Raw genomic sequence first — 14,167 nt, 5'->3', positions numbered from 1 at the left:
GAAGCCGTCGCATGAGTCTGATGCCGCATCAAGTCGAACTGTTGTCCCCCGCCAAGAGCGCCGAGATCGGGCGCGAGGCGATCCTGCACGGGGCGGATGCGGTGTACATCGGCGGGCCGAGCTTCGGCGCGCGCCACAACGCCTGCAACAGCGTCGAGGACATCGCCGGGCTGGTCGAGTTCGCTCATCGCTACCACGCGCGCATCTTCGCCACGCTCAACACCATCCTGCACGACGCCGAGCTGGAGCCGGCGCGCAAGCTGATCTGGCAGCTGTACGACGCCGGTGTGGATGCGCTGATCGTCCAGGACATGGGCATCCTGCAGATGGACCTGCCGCCGATCCAGCTGCACGCCTCGACCCAGTGCGACATCCGCGACGCCGACAAGGCGCGCTTCCTGTCCGACGCCGGTTTCAGCCAGATCGTGCTGGCGCGCGAGCTGACCATCCCGCAGATCAAGAAGATCGCCGACCGGGTGGCCGACAGCGCCACCATCGAGTACTTCATCCACGGCGCGCTGTGCGTGGCGTTCTCCGGCCAGTGCTACATCAGCCACGCCGACACCGGGCGCAGCGCCAACCGCGGCGATTGCTCGCAGGCCTGCCGCCTGCCGTACACCCTGACCGACGAAAAGGGCGGCGTGGTGGCGTTCGACAAGCATCTGCTGTCGATGAAGGACAACAACCAGAGCGCCAACCTGGAAGCGCTGCTGGATGCCGGCGTGCGTTCGCTGAAGATCGAGGGGCGCTACAAGGACGTCAGCTACGTCAAGAACATCACCGCGCACTACCGCCTGCTCCTGGACGAGATCATCGAGCGCCGCCCGGAGCTGGCCCCGGCTTCGAGCGGCAGCAGCGAAATCTTCTTCGCGCCGGACCCGGACAAGACCTTCCACCGCGGTGCGACCGACTACTTCGCCACCGGGCGCAAGCAGGACATCGGCGCCTTCGATTCGCCCAAGTTCGTCGGCGTGGCGCTGGGCACGGTGCACCAGGTGGGCGAGACCTGGCTGGAGATCGCCACGTCCGAGACCATGAGCAACGGCGACGGCATCAACTTCATGAAGAAGCGCGAGGTGGTGGGCATGCAGCTCAACACCGTGAAGCAGGTCGGCAAGGTGCCCGGCGGGCTGCTGCTGTGGCGCGGCGAGCCGAACGACCCGAGCGTGCTGGCCGGCCTGAAACCCGGCACCGACCTCAGCCGCAACCGCGACCACGCCTGGGAGCTGGCGCTGCTGAAGAAATCGGCCGAGCGCCGCGTCGGGGTATGGCTGACGCTCTCCGAGAGCGCTGACGGCCTGGTGCTGACCGTCACCGACGAGGACGGCTGCAGCGCCACGGCCAGCGCGGCCATCGCGCTGGAGCCCGCCAAGGACGCCGCCCGCGCCGAGGCCGGGCTGCGCGACAACCTGGCCAAGCTCGGCAACACCATGTTCCAGGCGCACGACGTGGCACTGCAGCTCAGCCAGCCCTGGTTCGTACCGGCTTCGGTGATCAACGGCCTGCGCCGCGACGCCATCGAGCAGCTGGAAGCGGCGCGCCTGGCCGCCTGGCCGCGCCAGCCGCGCAAGGTGCCGGTGGAGCCGCCGGTGCCCTACCCGGAAAAGAACCTGAGCTACCTGGCCAACGTGTACAACGCGCTGGCGTGGGATTTCTACCAGCAGCACGGCGTCGAGGTGATCGAACCGGCCTACGAGGCGCACCAGGAAGAGGGCGAGGTGTCGCTGATGATCACCAAGCACTGCCTGCGCTTCTCCTACAACCTGTGCCCGAAGCAGGCCAAGGGCGTGAAGGGGGTGATGGGGCAGGTCCGCGCCGACCCGATGGTGCTCAAGTCCGGCAACGAGACCTACACCCTGAAGTTCGAATGCCGTCCGTGCGAGATGCACGTCATGGGCAAGATGAAGAAGCACATCCTCAAGTCGCCGCCGCCGTCGGAAATCCCCTCCAGCGCGCCGATCACCTTCTTCAAGCAGCGCCCGTGACCGTAGGGCGGAAGCCCGTGACTGAGCGAGGCAAGCGAAGCGTCGCGAAGGAATGACGGCGTTCCGCCATCCTGACAGCGCCACGGCGTCCTTGTGCTGGTGTCGCGGCGGAACCCCCGGGGTAGGCCGGGGTGTCCGCCCTACGCGAGATTGTCCCGGTCGGCGAAGCTTGGACGCGTTTCACCATTCGTCACACCGTCATGACGGGGAGCCACATCACGGCGGAACCCCCGTCTTGTGCCGGGGTGTCCGCCCTACCGTCAAGCTTTCGTCATGGCGCGCCGCCGCCTACAACGAAACCAGATTCCCTGTACGCAAGGACTGGTCATGCGTTATCCCATCGTTTTCCTGCTGCTGTCTCTCACCGCTTGTGAACCGCCGCCGCCGGCCAAAATCGCCGCGCCGCAGCGCGAGATGCTGGACAAGGCCAAGGGGGTGCAGCAGACCGTCGATGCCCAGCAACAGCAGCTGCGGCAGCAAGTCGACGCCGCCGAGGGCAAGTAATTCCAATTCGCCTTAGACACGATAACTTTGTCGGCGACGTTGCGCAGGGCCTTGCCGTACTGGCTGTACTGTCTGCGGCCCCGCTCACTTGCCTTCGCGTTCTCGTGTCTAATGCTTTTTGGAATAAGTGCCGCGTTGCCGTCCGCCGTCTCATTCGCCCCGCGTCCGCTTGCTTGGCGAGCCATACTGAAAGTAGGGCATGGCACAAGGAGACGACGATGATCGATACGTTGACGAGTCCCTCGTCCAGGGTGGTGGCCATCAAGCTGCGCGGCACGCTGCACGACGCCGATTACCGCACGCTGGAGCCGCTGGTGGAAGCGGCGCTGCGCGGTGGCGGAAGGGCGCGGTTCTACGCCCAGTTCGACGACTTCCACGGCTGGGACCTGCACGCGGCATGGGACGATATGGTATTCGGCACACGCCACTATACCGATTTTGAGCGCATCGCCGTGGTCGGCGACGAGAAGTGGCAGGAATGGATGGTGAAGCTGGTGCGTCCGTTCACGCTGGCGTCGGTGCGTTACTTTCCGCGTGAGGAAACCCCGGCTGCCTGGGCCTGGATTCATGAGGAACTGTGACGGCGCAGTACTGTAAGACCGCTGTAACACGCTGGAGATTGTTGCAAGCAACACTTTGGGCCAAGCTGCCGGTGCTGTCCCGTCACCATTAGTGGAGGATGCACCATGAAGCTCTATCTTGCTCCCGGCGCCTGCTCGCTGGCGCCACATATCGCGTTGTGCGAAGCCGGTTTGCCGTTCGATACCGAGAGCGTCAACCTGCGTGAGACGCCGCACCATACCGAAAGCGGTGCCGACTACACCATGATCAACCCCAAGGGCTACGTACCGGCGCTCGAGTTCGACCACGGCGACGTGCTGACAGAATGCGCTGCCATTCTGCAGTTTATCGCCGACCAGGCACCTGAAATGCAGCTGGCTCCGCCCAACGGCACGCTGGAGCGCTACCGGCTGCAGGAGTGGCTGAACTTCATTTCCGCCGAAATCCACAAGGGTTTCAGCCCGATGTGGAACCCGGATGCGAGGGCGGACGAGCGCGAGGCCGCCTGGGCGCGCATCAGCCGGCGCCTGGCCTGGATCGCCCCGCAGTTGGCCGAGCGGAGCTACCTGATGGGTGAATTCAGCGTGGCGGACGCCTACCTGTATACCATCCTCAACTGGACGCACTACCATAAGCTGCCGCTCGACAAGTGGCCGGCGTTGCAGGACTTCATGGCCCGCATGGCGGCGCGCCCGGGGGTGCAGCAGGCGCTGCGCGAGGAGGGTTTGCTGCAGTAAGCTGTATTGCAGACGTCAGTGACTCTGCCCCGTCACGACGGGGCAGAGTGTTGTTGGAACCTGTTCGCGATCTTGCTGCGCCTCCCTGATCGGGACTCATGTGCTACCCTCGAAATCCTCATGTACTCCAGTACATTCCGGTTTCTGCGCTGCTCTTCGCCCCGCTGAGGGCTGCTCGCGACAGATCGTAAAACAGGTTTTTGGCGTTTCACGTGAAACATTCTATCCATCCCGAACCCCGCAACGAGAAAGCCATCGCATGACCGCCTCCGTTTCCCTGATCGACAGTAGCGGCCTCGCCGCCGCCCTGGAGCAGTTCGCCCTCGAACGCGACTGGCCGCGCTACCACACCGCGCGCAACCTGGTGCTGGCGCTGACCGGCGAGGTGGGGGAACTGGCGGAAATCTTCCAGTGGCTCTCCGACGAGGAGGCGGCCAGGTTGGCCGAAGACCCGGCGCGCTTCACCCATCTGCAGGAGGAACTGGCCGACGTGCTGATGTACCTGGTGCGGCTGGCCAGCGTCACCGGCGTCGACCTCGACGCGGCAGTGCGCGACAAGCTGGTGAAGAATGCGCGGAAGTACCCGGCGCCCTGAAAACCCTCACGATCTTGCTGCGCGATCCCTGATCGGGGCTCATGCGCACTGCGTGCCAATCTTCGATTGGCTCAGCGATAGATTGGCACGCAGAGATTCGCTCAGCGATCAGAAATCCTCATGTACTACGTGTACATTCCGGTTTCTGCGCTGCTCTCTCACCCCGCTGAGGGCCGCTCGCGACAGATCGTGAACAGGTCCTGAGCGCGCCGGCATCCCTCCTTACAGAAAGCGCAGCGGGTCGACCCCCCACTGCTCCGGCGCTTCGTGGCGCACGATGCGGTCGCCGCCGCCCTGGCCCAGGCCGCGCGCCAGGTCGATTAGCTGCGGCGTGACGTAGCTGTTGCTCTTGGTGCTGAAGAAGGCCTTGACCTTGGGGGTGAGCATATTGCTCTCGCTCTGCTCCACCACCACCGCCAGCTTGCCGCTTTCCAGCCGCACCAGCGTGCCCACCGGGTAGATGCCGGTGCTGCGCATGAACGCCTGTACCAGCTTCGGGTTGAAGTGGAACTTCGACCACTCGTAGATCTTGCGCAGGGCGTCGGTCGGGGTCATGCCGCGGTGGTAGCAGCGGTCCGAGGTGAGCGCGTCGTAGACGTCGACGATCGCCGCCATCTGCCCCAGCTCGGCAATCTCGTCGCCCTTGAGGCCGCGCGGGTAGCCGCTGCCGTCGTGGCGTTCGTGGTGCTGCGCCGCCACCGCGATCGCGATGGCGGAGATGCCCGGGATCTGGCGCAGGATCTTTTCGCTGGCCACCACGTGGCACTTCATCACGGCGAACTCGCTCTCGTTCAGCTTGCCCGGTTTGTTGAGGATGGCGTCGGGCACCGTCATCTTGCCGATGTCGTGCAGCATGCCGCCCACGCCGGCGTGGTGCAGTGTCTCCCGTTCCAGCTCCATGGCGCGCGAAAAGCTGACCATCAGCGCACCCACGCTGACCGAATGCAGGAAGGTGTAGTCGTCCTTGTTCTTGATGCGGCACAGCGCCAGCAGGGCGTCATTGTTGCGCAGGATCGAGGTGGTCATCTTCTCCACCGTCGGCTCCACCCGCTCCAGCTGCACCTGCCGCCCCAGCCGCACGTCCTGCATGATGTCGCGCACGATCTGGTGCGCCTCGGCGTGGATGCGCCGCGCCTGGCCGAACTCCTCGGCCGCATCCACCCGGCGCGGCAACTGGCTCCTGCCCTCGGCAAAGGTGCGGATTTCCTGTTCCAGCTGCTGTTTCACCTCGGCCACGGTGGGCGCGTGCGCCACGTCCAGCCCCTTGCTGGTATCGATGTAGAGCTGATGGATGCCGGCATGGCGGATCTTGTCGATCTCGCCTTCGCTGCTGATGACGAAGCGGTTGCGCAGAAAGGGGTGGCTCATCCAGTCGCAGTTGAGGTCGTGGATGAACATGCCCGGTTTCAAGTCGGTGATATCGATGCACTTGATCATGGCAAAAAACCGCAGCGGTATGTCGTTTTCATTCTATTGGCACAGCGGCTAAGGGACTAGGATCGCGGCGCCGGGGGAATGGCGTCGTGATCATTAATCTGCCACGACGGGTTTGATAAGAAATTCTTGAAAATAAAGTGCATTTCTTGCCTGCATTCTGCGGCAATCGCCGAGCCGGGGGCAAGCCTGTGATCACAGGGCCGGCAACAGGCCCACCACACAAACAGGGGAAACGTCAGCCATGAGAACGAAAGAGAAATGGGGAAAACTCAGCCGCAAGATCACCCTGATCGGCGGCTTGTCGGTGGCGCTGGGCTTTGCCGTGATGGTGGGGCTGATCGCCAAGATCAGCTACGACAGCGCGCTGGAGCAGGGTTATCAGCTGGCGTCGGAACAGGCGCAAGGCTACGCGCGTCAGGTCGAGGCCGAACTGGGGCAGAACATGGCCCTGCCGCATCACCTGGCCGAGGCGGTGCTGGGGCTGAAGAAGACGGCGCCGCCCGAGCGCAAGGTGGTCGACGCGATGATCGTCAACATGCTCGATCACTCGCCGCAGAACATCGGGCTGTGGATGCTGTGGGAGCCCAACGCCATGGACGGCCGCGACGACGCCTACCGCCTCGACTGGCCGAAGCAGGACCCGACCGGCCGTTACACCCCCTACGTGACGCGCGACGCCGACGGCCACGCCAAGATGGACGTGATGCTGGACGCCGAGCGGGTCAAGGCGTTTCCGCAGTACAAGGACAACCCCCGGAGCTACCAGCCCGACTACGAGAAGCCGGGCTGGGGCGATTACTACTACGTGCCCAAGCAGCGCGGCCGCGACACCATCACCGAACCGTTCTTCTACGAGGTGCAGGGCAAGAAGGTGCTGGAGAGCTCGCTGGTGACGATGGTCAAGGACCAGGACGACACGTTTATCGGCGTTTCCGCCACCGACCTGGCGCTCGACGCGTTGCAGCAGCGTTATGGCTTCATCCGCCTGAACCAGACCGGTTACGTGCGGCTGGTGTCCGAAGGTGGCATGTACGTGGCCAACCCCGATCAGGCCAAGGTGGGCAAGCCGGTCGGCAAGGACGAGGCGCTGGGCGAGAAGCTGCTGCAGATCCGCCAGGGTGAGAACTTCGTGTTCGAGGCGGACGGTTTCACCCATTTCTTCTTCCCGGTGAAGATCGGCGACACCGGCCAGTTCTGGTCGCTCGGCGTCAGTATTCCCAGTGCCGCCATCACCGAGCCGGCGCTCAAGCTGCGCAACAGCGCCATCCTGATCGGCCTAGTGGCGCTGATTGCCATCATCGTCATCCTGGCGCTGGTGGTCGGCGTGCTGACCCGCCCGCTCAACCAGCTGGCCGAGACCATGGAACAACTGGCGTCCGGCCAGGGCGACCTGACCGTGCGCATCGCCATCGCCAATCGCGATGAGATCGGCCGCACCGCCACCGCCTTCAACCGCTTCATCGACAGCCTGCACGGGATGTTCGTCGGGGTGCGCGAGCAGAGCCACGCGGTGGCCGAGGCTGCGGCGCGATTGACCGCATCGGCTGGCCAGGTCGAGCAGGCCTCGGCGGCGCAGTCGGACACCGCCAGCGCCACCGCCGCCGGGGTGGAACAGGTCAGCACCAGCGTGCAGCACATCGCCGATTCGGCCGGGCGCGCCGAGGCGCTGGCGCGCGAGACCGGCGCCATCACCGACCAGAGCGTGGCCACGGTCAAGCGCGTGGCGGCCGAGATCCATGCCATGACCGGCGACATGCACGCGCTGGCCGAGCGCATGGAAGCGCTGGGCAGCCGCTCGGAAGAGGTCAGCAGCATCGTGCGCGTGATCCGCGATATCGCCGACCAGACCAACCTGCTGGCGCTCAACGCCGCGATCGAGGCGGCGCGCGCCGGCGAGCAGGGGCGCGGCTTCGCCGTGGTGGCCGACGAGGTGCGCAACCTCGCCGGGCGCACCGCCGAGGCGACGCTGGAGATCGGCCGCATCGTCGAGGCCATCGGCAGCGAGACGCGCGACGCGGTGCACGCGGTGGACGGCAGCCGCGAACGCGCGGTGAGCAGCGTCGGTGTCGCCCAGGCCGCCGACGGCAGCATGCAGCAGGTCTCCCTCTGCAGCCAGCAACTGGTCGGCAACATCGTCGACATCGCCGCCGCCACGCGCGAGCAGTCCTCGGCCAGCGCCGAGATCGCGCGCCACGTCGAGCAGATCAGCGCCATGGCGCAGTCCAACCGCCAGGTGGTGCAGGAGGTCTCGACCGCGGTGGAGCAGCTGCACGCGCTTTCGGCCAACCTCGAGCAACTGGTGGGCAATTTCCGCCTCTGAGCGGGCCGGGTGCGGTGGCGAAGCGCCGTCGCCGCACCAAACGGGTGCTTATCAGCCGGCCAGTTTCGGCTTATAATTCGACGGTTTTATTCGGATGAACCCCATGTGCCGCGTACGCTTTCTGTTCTACGATGCCGCCACCGCCCGCCAGGGCGGGAAAGACGCGTTGGCGCGAGCCGGGGAACCCGAACGAAATGTGTTGTCAAAAACAGCTCCTGAGCCGTCAGGAGCTTTTTTTTATCTGTGAGAGACCCGTTATCGCGTTTCCAGAGCAAAACTGCCCGCCCAGGCAAGCGGCAGGTTTGCTCTGTAAATGGAATCACACCGCGAGGAACCCGCACCATGGCCAATCCCCTGTACCGGAAGCACATCATTTCCATCCCCGATTTCACCCGCGAGGAGCTCGAGCTGGTGGTGGAAACCGCCGGTCGCCTCAAGGCGGCGCCGCGACATGACCTGCTCGCCGGCAAGGTGGTGGCCAGCTGCTTCTTCGAACCGTCCACCCGTACCCGGCTGTCGTTCGAGACCTCGATCCAGCGCCTGGGCGGCACCGTGATCGGCTTCGCCGACGGCGCCAACACCTCGGCCAAGAAAGGCGAGACGCTGGCCGACACCATCCGCATCATCAGCTCCTACACCGACGCGGTGGTGATGCGCCATCCCCAGGAGGGCGCGGCGCGCCTGGCCAGCGAATTCTCGGCGGTGCCGGTGATCAACGGCGGCGACGGCGCCAACCAGCACCCGTCGCAGACCCTGCTCGACCTGTTCACCATCAAGGAATCGCAGGGCCGGCTGGAGAATCTGGCGCTGGCCTTCGTCGGCGACCTCAAGTACGGCCGCACCGTGCACTCGCTGACGCAGGCGCTGTCGCTGTTCAACTGCCACTTCTACTTCGTGGCGCCGGAAGTGCTGGCGATGCCGGATTACATCTGCGAGGAACTGGACGAGCGTGGCATCTCCTATACCCTGGCCTCTTCGCTGGAAGAGGTGATCCCGCAGGTCGACATCCTGTACATGACGCGCATCCAGCGCGAACGCTTCGACGAGGCCGAATTCAAGCAGATCCAGGGCCAGTACATTCTCAAGGCCGAGATGCTGAACCACGCCCGCCCCAACATGAAGGTGATGCACCCGCTGCCGCGCGTCGACGAGATCGAGGTGGCGGTGGACGACACCCCGCACGCCTACTACTTCGAACAGGCCCGTAACGGCGTGTTCGCGCGCCAGGCGCTGCTGGCGCTGGTGCTGAACGAAACGGTGTGAGTCGATTCAAGAACCGGCGCCGGATCGGGCGGCGGTTTCCAGGAAAGGATAGCCAGATGCAATACACCCGCAACGTAGAAGCCCTGAAAGAGGGCACCGTGATCGACCACATCCCGGCCGGTCAGGGCCTGAAGATCCTGCGCCTGTTCCAGCTGGTGGAAACCGGCGAGCGCGTCACCGTCGGCCTCAACCTGCAAAGCCGCCATATGGGCAGCAAGGATGTGGTCAAGGTCGAGAACATCGCGCTCACCGAGGAGCAGGCCAACGAACTGGCCCTGTTCGCGCCCAAGGCCACGGTGAACGTGATCTCCAACTTCGAGGTGGTGAAAAAGCACAAGCTGGAGCTGCCGGAAGAGATCGAAGGCGTGTTCGCCTGCCCCAACTCCAATTGCATTTCGCATAAAGAGCCGGTTATGAGCTTTTTTTACGTCAGAACCGTGAAGAACGACACCAAAATGAAATGTAAGTATTGCGAAAAAGTCTTTAGTAAGGATATCGTAGCCGAAGTGCGCTAAGTCGTACTCAGGAGTGGAGAAACTACAAGTAAGCGCTGCAAAACGACAGTGCAACAAAACCAAACAGGAAAGCGCCGCGGATGACCGCGGCGCTTTTTTTATGGCCCGCCCCGGTGGCGTGCGTCGATCTCGTGGCCGCGCCACGTCGGGTGGCGCTCATCGGCCGCCGTGTGCGCCAAGCGCATCACGCTCGCGGGACAGGGCATCGCGACGGCGCGGGCGGCTATCCCGTGGCGCCATGCCGGCCTATAACGGGCAGGGAAGGCGCTGCGAAGCGGGGCGGGGGCCACGTGCAGCAGAATAAAGGGGAACGCGGACGATGCTGTCGGAACTGGCCGGCCTGGGCCTGATGCTGCTGGTGATCCTGTTGGCGGCGGAGGTGTTCACCAACGCGCTGGAGCATCTGGGCGAGAAGCTGAAGATTTCCGAGGGGGTGACCGGGTCGCTGTTCGCCGCGGTGGGCACCGCCATGCCGGAGACGCTGGTGCCGCTGCTGGCGATTTTCGGCGGAACCGCCAGCGGCGACGTCATGGTCAGCGAGGAGATCGGCGTCGGCGCCATTCTCGGCGCGCCGCTGATGCTGTCGACGCTGTCGACCTGCCTGATGGCGCTGTTCGCCTGGCAGAAACGGGGCGTGCAGGGCGCGCTGAAGCCGGAAAAGAGCGGTCTCAAGCGCGACCTCGATACCTTTCTCGGCGCCTTTGCCCTGGCGGCGCTGGCGATGTTCGTGCCGCATGAACAGCCCTTCGTGCGCGCCGCCATCAGCGCCGTGCTGGTGCTGCTGTATTTTCTCTACATCCTGCGCACGCTGAAGGCCTCGGCGGCGCTGGTCGGCGAGGGGCACGCCACCCAGGCGGGCGATGCGATGTTCCTGGCGCGTGCCGGTCTGCCGACCAACTGGCTGACCATCCTGCTGCAACTGGGGCTGGGGCTGGGCTTGCTGGTGTACGGTGCCGACGGCTTCATCCAGCATGTCGACCGCGCCTCGCACCGGCTGGGCATCTCGGCGCTGCTGCTGGCGCTGATGGTGGTGCCGATCGCCACCGAGCTGCCGGAAAAGATCAATTCCATCCTGTGGATCCGCAAGCGCAAGGACACCCTGGCGTTCGGCAACATCACCGGCGCCATGGTGTTCCAGGGCACGCTGCTGCCGGCCATCGGCATCGCGCTGACGCCGTGGGCGCCGCAGAAGGAAGTCTTCGCCGGCATCGCCATCACCCTGCTGGCGGCGGGCTGGCTGCGCTACCTGGCCGGCCGCATCCGGGTGTGGCACCTGCTGTTGAACGGCGTGCTGTACGCGGTCTACCTCGCCATCGGGCTGAGCTGAAAGACGGCGAGGCCGACGGAAAACCGGCCGGTCGTCCGGTTTTCCGTCGCAAGCGGGGAGGGATTCAGTCGCGCGGGCTGTCCGGGGCGTCGAGGTAGCGCTGCAGGAGCACCAGGTCGAGCCAGTGGCCGAACTTGTAGCCGACCTGCGTCATGTGGCCGACCTGGGTGAAGCCGAGCCGTTCGTGAAACCGGATGGAACCGGCGTTGACGGCGTCCACGGCACCCACCATGACGTGCTTGCCCAGGGCCAGGGCGCGCGGAAACAGTGCCAAGAGCAGGTGCTCGCCGATGCCGCGGCCGCGGTGGTCGCGGTGGATGTGCACGCTGTGTTCCACGGTGTAGCGGAAACCGGGAAAGGCGCGAAAGTCGCCGAAGCTGGCGAAACCGACCACTTCTTCGCCGTATTCCGCCACCAGCACCGGGTAGCCCTGCACACGCCGTCCCTCGAACCAGGCCTGGCGCTCTTCCAGCGTGCTGGGGAGGTCGCAGTACACCGCGGTCGAGGTGGCGATGACGTCGTTGTAGATGGCGAGAATCTGCGGCAGATCAGCAAGGCGTGCGTCACGGATGTGCATGCTGGGGGTCCCCTCTGGGCGGGCGGCAGTGCTCTCTCGAGCCGTGTCGTTCTGGTGCGGATTCGATGCTTGAGGATTCATGCTAGGTGTTGGCTCCACGACTGTCAAAAGATGCCCGATCTGGCACGAGGATTGCATTGTCTCCAGCCAGATCGAGATTCCGGGAGCCAACATGTTCAAGTTCGAGTCGAAAGCCAAGCCGGAGGCCGTGACCGGTACCACCAGCGAGCTGGTGATGTTCAACTATTGCCGTCCGGCGCGGGCGCGCCGGGTGGCGCTAGGCAGCGGCGGCCGCGTCTGGCTGGTGGAGACGCTGGACCGGGTGCACGGGATCTGGGTGTGGGAGGACGAGTGCAGCCAGGGCGACCAAGCGCTGGAGCAGGCGCGCCGGCTGAGCCTGATGCTGTCCTGAGGTGCCGCGCTGGTGCGGGTGTGCCTGCGGCGGGACGAAAAAAAGGCGTGGAATGAATCCGCGCCTAATACTCCTCGAAGCACTCTTTTGAGCCTTCCCCTGCACCTGTCCCAGTGGGCGCGCGAGCCAAAACAGGTTGAATGCCGCTGGCACACAGGAACTGGGATGGACACGGTGGAGCGCTGTGTTTCGCGGTAGTCGTGACCAGCGGTTTCATGGACGTCCCGGACCCGCGGCATCATCCCGCCTCAAAACCCATTGGGCCGTGGTCGCAAGGTGTCGGTGATGGCTTCCCATAAGGCAATCGCCTGCGCCTCGCTCGACGAGGCCTTGCTGATGGCCGGCCCGGGGGTGTCGGCGATCTCTATCGGGAAGCGTTATACAGAGCTGCCTTTGCCCAGGGGATGGCGCGGCTACTTTGCCCTGCGTGTGCATATAGCCGCATGTTATGGCCTTGCACATGCTTGCTTCCCCGTCGTTCGGTGGTTTCTTCAGTGGGAAGCGCTTCCAGGATTACTTCGGCGGTTTCAAAGAGCAAGCACGTAAGTAATCATCAGGGACTGGATGGCTCATGCGGCAAGCCTACCGAAGTTCGCAGAACCCTGCAGGTCTGGCGACTTCTGCAACAACGCCGTTTACAGGGAAGGATGGGACTTGTTCAGATCATCCTTGGCTTTGAAGTGGACCAACGGCCACTTGGGCCGAGCTTTGCCACTGCTATTGCTTTTCGCATCTACTGTAATTTTCTCTCTTTAACAGGTCTGTATCCGCATTAGTGCGATCAAGAATGGATTTCCTTATGGCAGAAAAATCCACCATCTCCCCTTCATCAGTCTTCCATGACTCTATTCCATCCCACTGCCCCACACATAAAATATCGCTTGCTCTATAAAGTATACAGCCGGTTTTTCTGTCGATAAACATGCAGCTTGCTACATCGTGATAGGTTTTTCCTATAGGCGTTTCAGCAATGCCATAACTTGCCACTTGCAAATTTAGAATCTTATTCTTTTGATTTGCAATATCTTCTATCGAGTCCTCAACGTTGTATGCTTCATTTAGGAAATCTAGAAGGTTCTTGCTCTTTCCACTATCCTTTATAAATATCTGCCTATTAAATTTTCTATGAGCCAGTTTCGAAATCTGTTTATTGGCGATTTTAGTTTTTTCTATGAATATGCTGCTATCCGGTATGGTTTCAGCGCCCACTACTACAGAAAATCCAGTCAACAACGCAACACAAAGGATAAGTTTTTTCATCTCATTTTGCCTTTAGCTTTTTGAATCTCAATGGCATATCTGTTCCTCTGCGAGCATTGCCATAAATCTCTAAAATCTCCGCCTCAATTTTTGCATGATTTACGTCCCAAGTGGCGGGGTCAGGCTTTACATCCGGATGCTTCCCTGTATAAGCATGAACTGCTTTTTTTATATCTTCGGGAACATATGCAGGTCTATTTACATGCTGATCAAGTGCAGCGGCTCGACCAAGCTCAGATTTAAAGTAATCAGACACCTTTCTGACTACTCCCTCATCAGTCACACTGAGGTTTATAACTTTTCTAAGCCGCTTGACAAAGTCTAAGTAATCACGCATAACTAAATTTGAGTTCTGTGCCAACCCTATCCAGCAAGTCGGTCACCTTGCTTTTCAATTCGGTGGCACCCCATGTCTTACATCGTCGCCAGTGGTATTTGGCTTGTTTCCAGAGCTGCTCGATCAGGTTCAGCTCTGGGCTATAAGCTGGCAGAAAGCAGAGATGAAACCCATGATCCAGCAACCAGACATCACGTTTATCTTCTCTGATGGCGGCGTGCATCCGCGCGTTATCCAGGATCAGCAAGGTCGGCCGCTCACGACTGGATCGCTCAGCCAAACTCTGCAAAAAGACCTCAACCTCTTGCTTGCGCACGGTCTGTTCATGGGCCACGTA

Annotated in this window: 16 protein-coding genes; 10 read left to right on the top strand and 6 right to left on the bottom strand. The window is 62.8% G+C overall.

The features are described 5' to 3' along the window. Positions 1–11: 11 nt before the first annotated feature. From B9N72_RS11735 to B9N72_RS11720, 5 genes are all read left to right on the top strand, one after another. Positions 12–1,985, top strand: coding sequence for a peptidase U32 family protein (locus tag B9N72_RS11735; protein ID WP_085276587.1), 1,974 nt, complete (start codon positions 12–14; stop codon positions 1,983–1,985). A gap of 327 nt (positions 1,986–2,312) precedes the next feature. Beyond that, the gene (locus B9N72_RS21240; RefSeq protein WP_200810966.1) at positions 2,313–2,489 is read left to right on the top strand and encodes a hypothetical protein; all 177 of its coding nucleotides are present in this window, start codon (positions 2,313–2,315) and stop codon (positions 2,487–2,489) included. A gap of 218 nt (positions 2,490–2,707) precedes the next feature. Next, on the top strand, positions 2,708–3,070 hold the full coding sequence (locus tag B9N72_RS11730) for a SpoIIAA family protein (RefSeq protein WP_085276586.1): 363 nt from the start codon (positions 2,708–2,710) through the stop codon (positions 3,068–3,070). A gap of 105 nt (positions 3,071–3,175) precedes the next feature. Then, positions 3,176–3,787: a glutathione transferase GstA gene (gene gstA, locus B9N72_RS11725; RefSeq protein WP_085276585.1), complete on the top strand. Its 612-nt coding sequence runs from the start codon at positions 3,176–3,178 to the stop codon at positions 3,785–3,787. A 259-nt stretch (positions 3,788–4,046) separates the two neighbouring features. After that, positions 4,047–4,382: a nucleotide pyrophosphohydrolase gene (locus tag B9N72_RS11720; protein WP_085276584.1), complete on the top strand. Its 336-nt coding sequence runs from the start codon at positions 4,047–4,049 to the stop codon at positions 4,380–4,382. A 222-nt stretch (positions 4,383–4,604) separates the two neighbouring features. Here the strand turns inward: B9N72_RS11720 and B9N72_RS11715 are convergent, their stop codons facing one another. Further along, complete coding sequence (locus tag B9N72_RS11715) at positions 4,605–5,819, bottom strand: HD-GYP domain-containing protein (RefSeq protein ID WP_085276583.1); 1,215 nt, start codon at positions 5,817–5,819, stop codon at positions 4,605–4,607. A 241-nt stretch (positions 5,820–6,060) separates the two neighbouring features. On the opposite strand from B9N72_RS11715, the gene B9N72_RS11710 reads away from it, so the two are divergent. The 4 genes from B9N72_RS11710 (at position 6,061) to B9N72_RS11695 (ending at position 11,244) form a co-directional block, all read left to right on the top strand. Further along, positions 6,061–8,139 (top strand): methyl-accepting chemotaxis protein, encoded by a 2,079-nt coding sequence (locus tag B9N72_RS11710; RefSeq protein ID WP_085276582.1) that lies wholly within the window; start codon positions 6,061–6,063, stop codon positions 8,137–8,139. Between the two features lie 342 nt (positions 8,140–8,481). Continuing rightward, complete coding sequence (gene pyrB / locus B9N72_RS11705) at positions 8,482–9,402, top strand: aspartate carbamoyltransferase (RefSeq protein WP_085276581.1); 921 nt, start codon at positions 8,482–8,484, stop codon at positions 9,400–9,402. 56 nt (positions 9,403–9,458) lie between these two features. Continuing rightward, a complete protein-coding gene (pyrI, locus tag B9N72_RS11700; RefSeq protein ID WP_085276580.1) occupies positions 9,459–9,917 on the top strand; it encodes an aspartate carbamoyltransferase regulatory subunit in 459 nt (152 codons plus the stop codon). Positions 9,918–10,236: 319 nt separating this feature from the next. Further along, entirely contained in the window at positions 10,237–11,244 is a 1,008-nt protein-coding gene (locus B9N72_RS11695; protein ID WP_085276579.1) for a sodium:calcium antiporter, read from the top strand. 64 nt (positions 11,245–11,308) lie between these two features. Here the strand turns inward: B9N72_RS11695 and B9N72_RS11690 are convergent, their stop codons facing one another. Then, complete coding sequence (locus B9N72_RS11690; protein WP_085276578.1) at positions 11,309–11,821, bottom strand: GNAT family N-acetyltransferase; 513 nt, start codon at positions 11,819–11,821, stop codon at positions 11,309–11,311. A 172-nt stretch (positions 11,822–11,993) separates the two neighbouring features. On the opposite strand from B9N72_RS11690, the gene B9N72_RS11685 reads away from it, so the two are divergent. Then, positions 11,994–12,233: a hypothetical protein gene (locus B9N72_RS11685; protein ID WP_085276577.1), complete on the top strand. Its 240-nt coding sequence runs from the start codon at positions 11,994–11,996 to the stop codon at positions 12,231–12,233. Between the two features lie 248 nt (positions 12,234–12,481). On the opposite strand, the gene B9N72_RS21740 is transcribed toward B9N72_RS11685, so the two are convergent. From B9N72_RS21740 to B9N72_RS11675, 4 genes are all read right to left on the bottom strand, one after another. Beyond that, positions 12,482–12,571, bottom strand: a complete 90-nt coding sequence (locus B9N72_RS21740; RefSeq protein ID WP_407681301.1) for a T6SS immunity protein Tli4 family protein — start codon at positions 12,569–12,571, stop codon at positions 12,482–12,484. Positions 12,572–12,950: 379 nt separating this feature from the next. Further along, positions 12,951–13,493, bottom strand: coding sequence for a hypothetical protein (locus tag B9N72_RS20810; protein ID WP_143477821.1), 543 nt, complete (start codon positions 13,491–13,493; stop codon positions 12,951–12,953). 1 nt (position 13,494) lies between these two features. Then, positions 13,495–13,749, bottom strand: coding sequence for a hypothetical protein (locus tag B9N72_RS20805; RefSeq protein ID WP_143477820.1), 255 nt, complete (start codon positions 13,747–13,749; stop codon positions 13,495–13,497). Positions 13,750–13,822: 73 nt separating this feature from the next. Continuing rightward, the coding region (locus B9N72_RS11675) for a transposase (RefSeq protein WP_085276575.1) at positions 13,823–14,167 on the bottom strand (345 nt) is incomplete at its 5' end.

This window comes from Pseudogulbenkiania subflava DSM 22618 (genome assembly GCF_900177275.1).
In the GTDB taxonomy this organism is placed as follows: domain Bacteria; phylum Pseudomonadota; class Gammaproteobacteria; order Burkholderiales; family Chromobacteriaceae; genus Pseudogulbenkiania; species Pseudogulbenkiania subflava.
The sequence above is the reverse complement of the archived record's forward strand: the minus strand, read 5'-3'. Positions and strand labels throughout refer to the sequence as shown.

Excerpts from the sequence above, each read along its gene's own strand:
- B9N72_RS11735 (WP_085276587.1), top strand. The coding sequence starts at position 12 with ATGAGTCTGATGCCGCATCAAGTCGAACTGTTGTCCCCCGCCAAGAGC.
- B9N72_RS21240 (WP_200810966.1), top strand. The coding sequence starts at position 2,313 with ATGCGTTATCCCATCGTTTTCCTGCTGCTGTCTCTCACCGCTTGTGAA.
- B9N72_RS11730 (WP_085276586.1), top strand. The coding sequence starts at position 2,708 with ATGATCGATACGTTGACGAGTCCCTCGTCCAGGGTGGTGGCCATCAAG.
- gstA (WP_085276585.1), top strand. The coding sequence starts at position 3,176 with ATGAAGCTCTATCTTGCTCCCGGCGCCTGCTCGCTGGCGCCACATATC.
- B9N72_RS11720 (WP_085276584.1), top strand. The coding sequence starts at position 4,047 with ATGACCGCCTCCGTTTCCCTGATCGACAGTAGCGGCCTCGCCGCCGCC.
- B9N72_RS11715 (WP_085276583.1), bottom strand. The coding sequence starts at position 5,819 with ATGATCAAGTGCATCGATATCACCGACTTGAAACCGGGCATGTTCATC.
- B9N72_RS11710 (WP_085276582.1), top strand. The coding sequence starts at position 6,061 with ATGAGAACGAAAGAGAAATGGGGAAAACTCAGCCGCAAGATCACCCTG.
- pyrB (WP_085276581.1), top strand. The coding sequence starts at position 8,482 with ATGGCCAATCCCCTGTACCGGAAGCACATCATTTCCATCCCCGATTTC.
- pyrI (WP_085276580.1), top strand. The coding sequence starts at position 9,459 with ATGCAATACACCCGCAACGTAGAAGCCCTGAAAGAGGGCACCGTGATC.
- B9N72_RS11695 (WP_085276579.1), top strand. The coding sequence starts at position 10,237 with ATGCTGTCGGAACTGGCCGGCCTGGGCCTGATGCTGCTGGTGATCCTG.
- B9N72_RS11690 (WP_085276578.1), bottom strand. The coding sequence starts at position 11,821 with ATGCACATCCGTGACGCACGCCTTGCTGATCTGCCGCAGATTCTCGCC.
- B9N72_RS11685 (WP_085276577.1), top strand. The coding sequence starts at position 11,994 with ATGTTCAAGTTCGAGTCGAAAGCCAAGCCGGAGGCCGTGACCGGTACC.
- B9N72_RS20810 (WP_143477821.1), bottom strand. The coding sequence starts at position 13,493 with ATGAAAAAACTTATCCTTTGTGTTGCGTTGTTGACTGGATTTTCTGTA.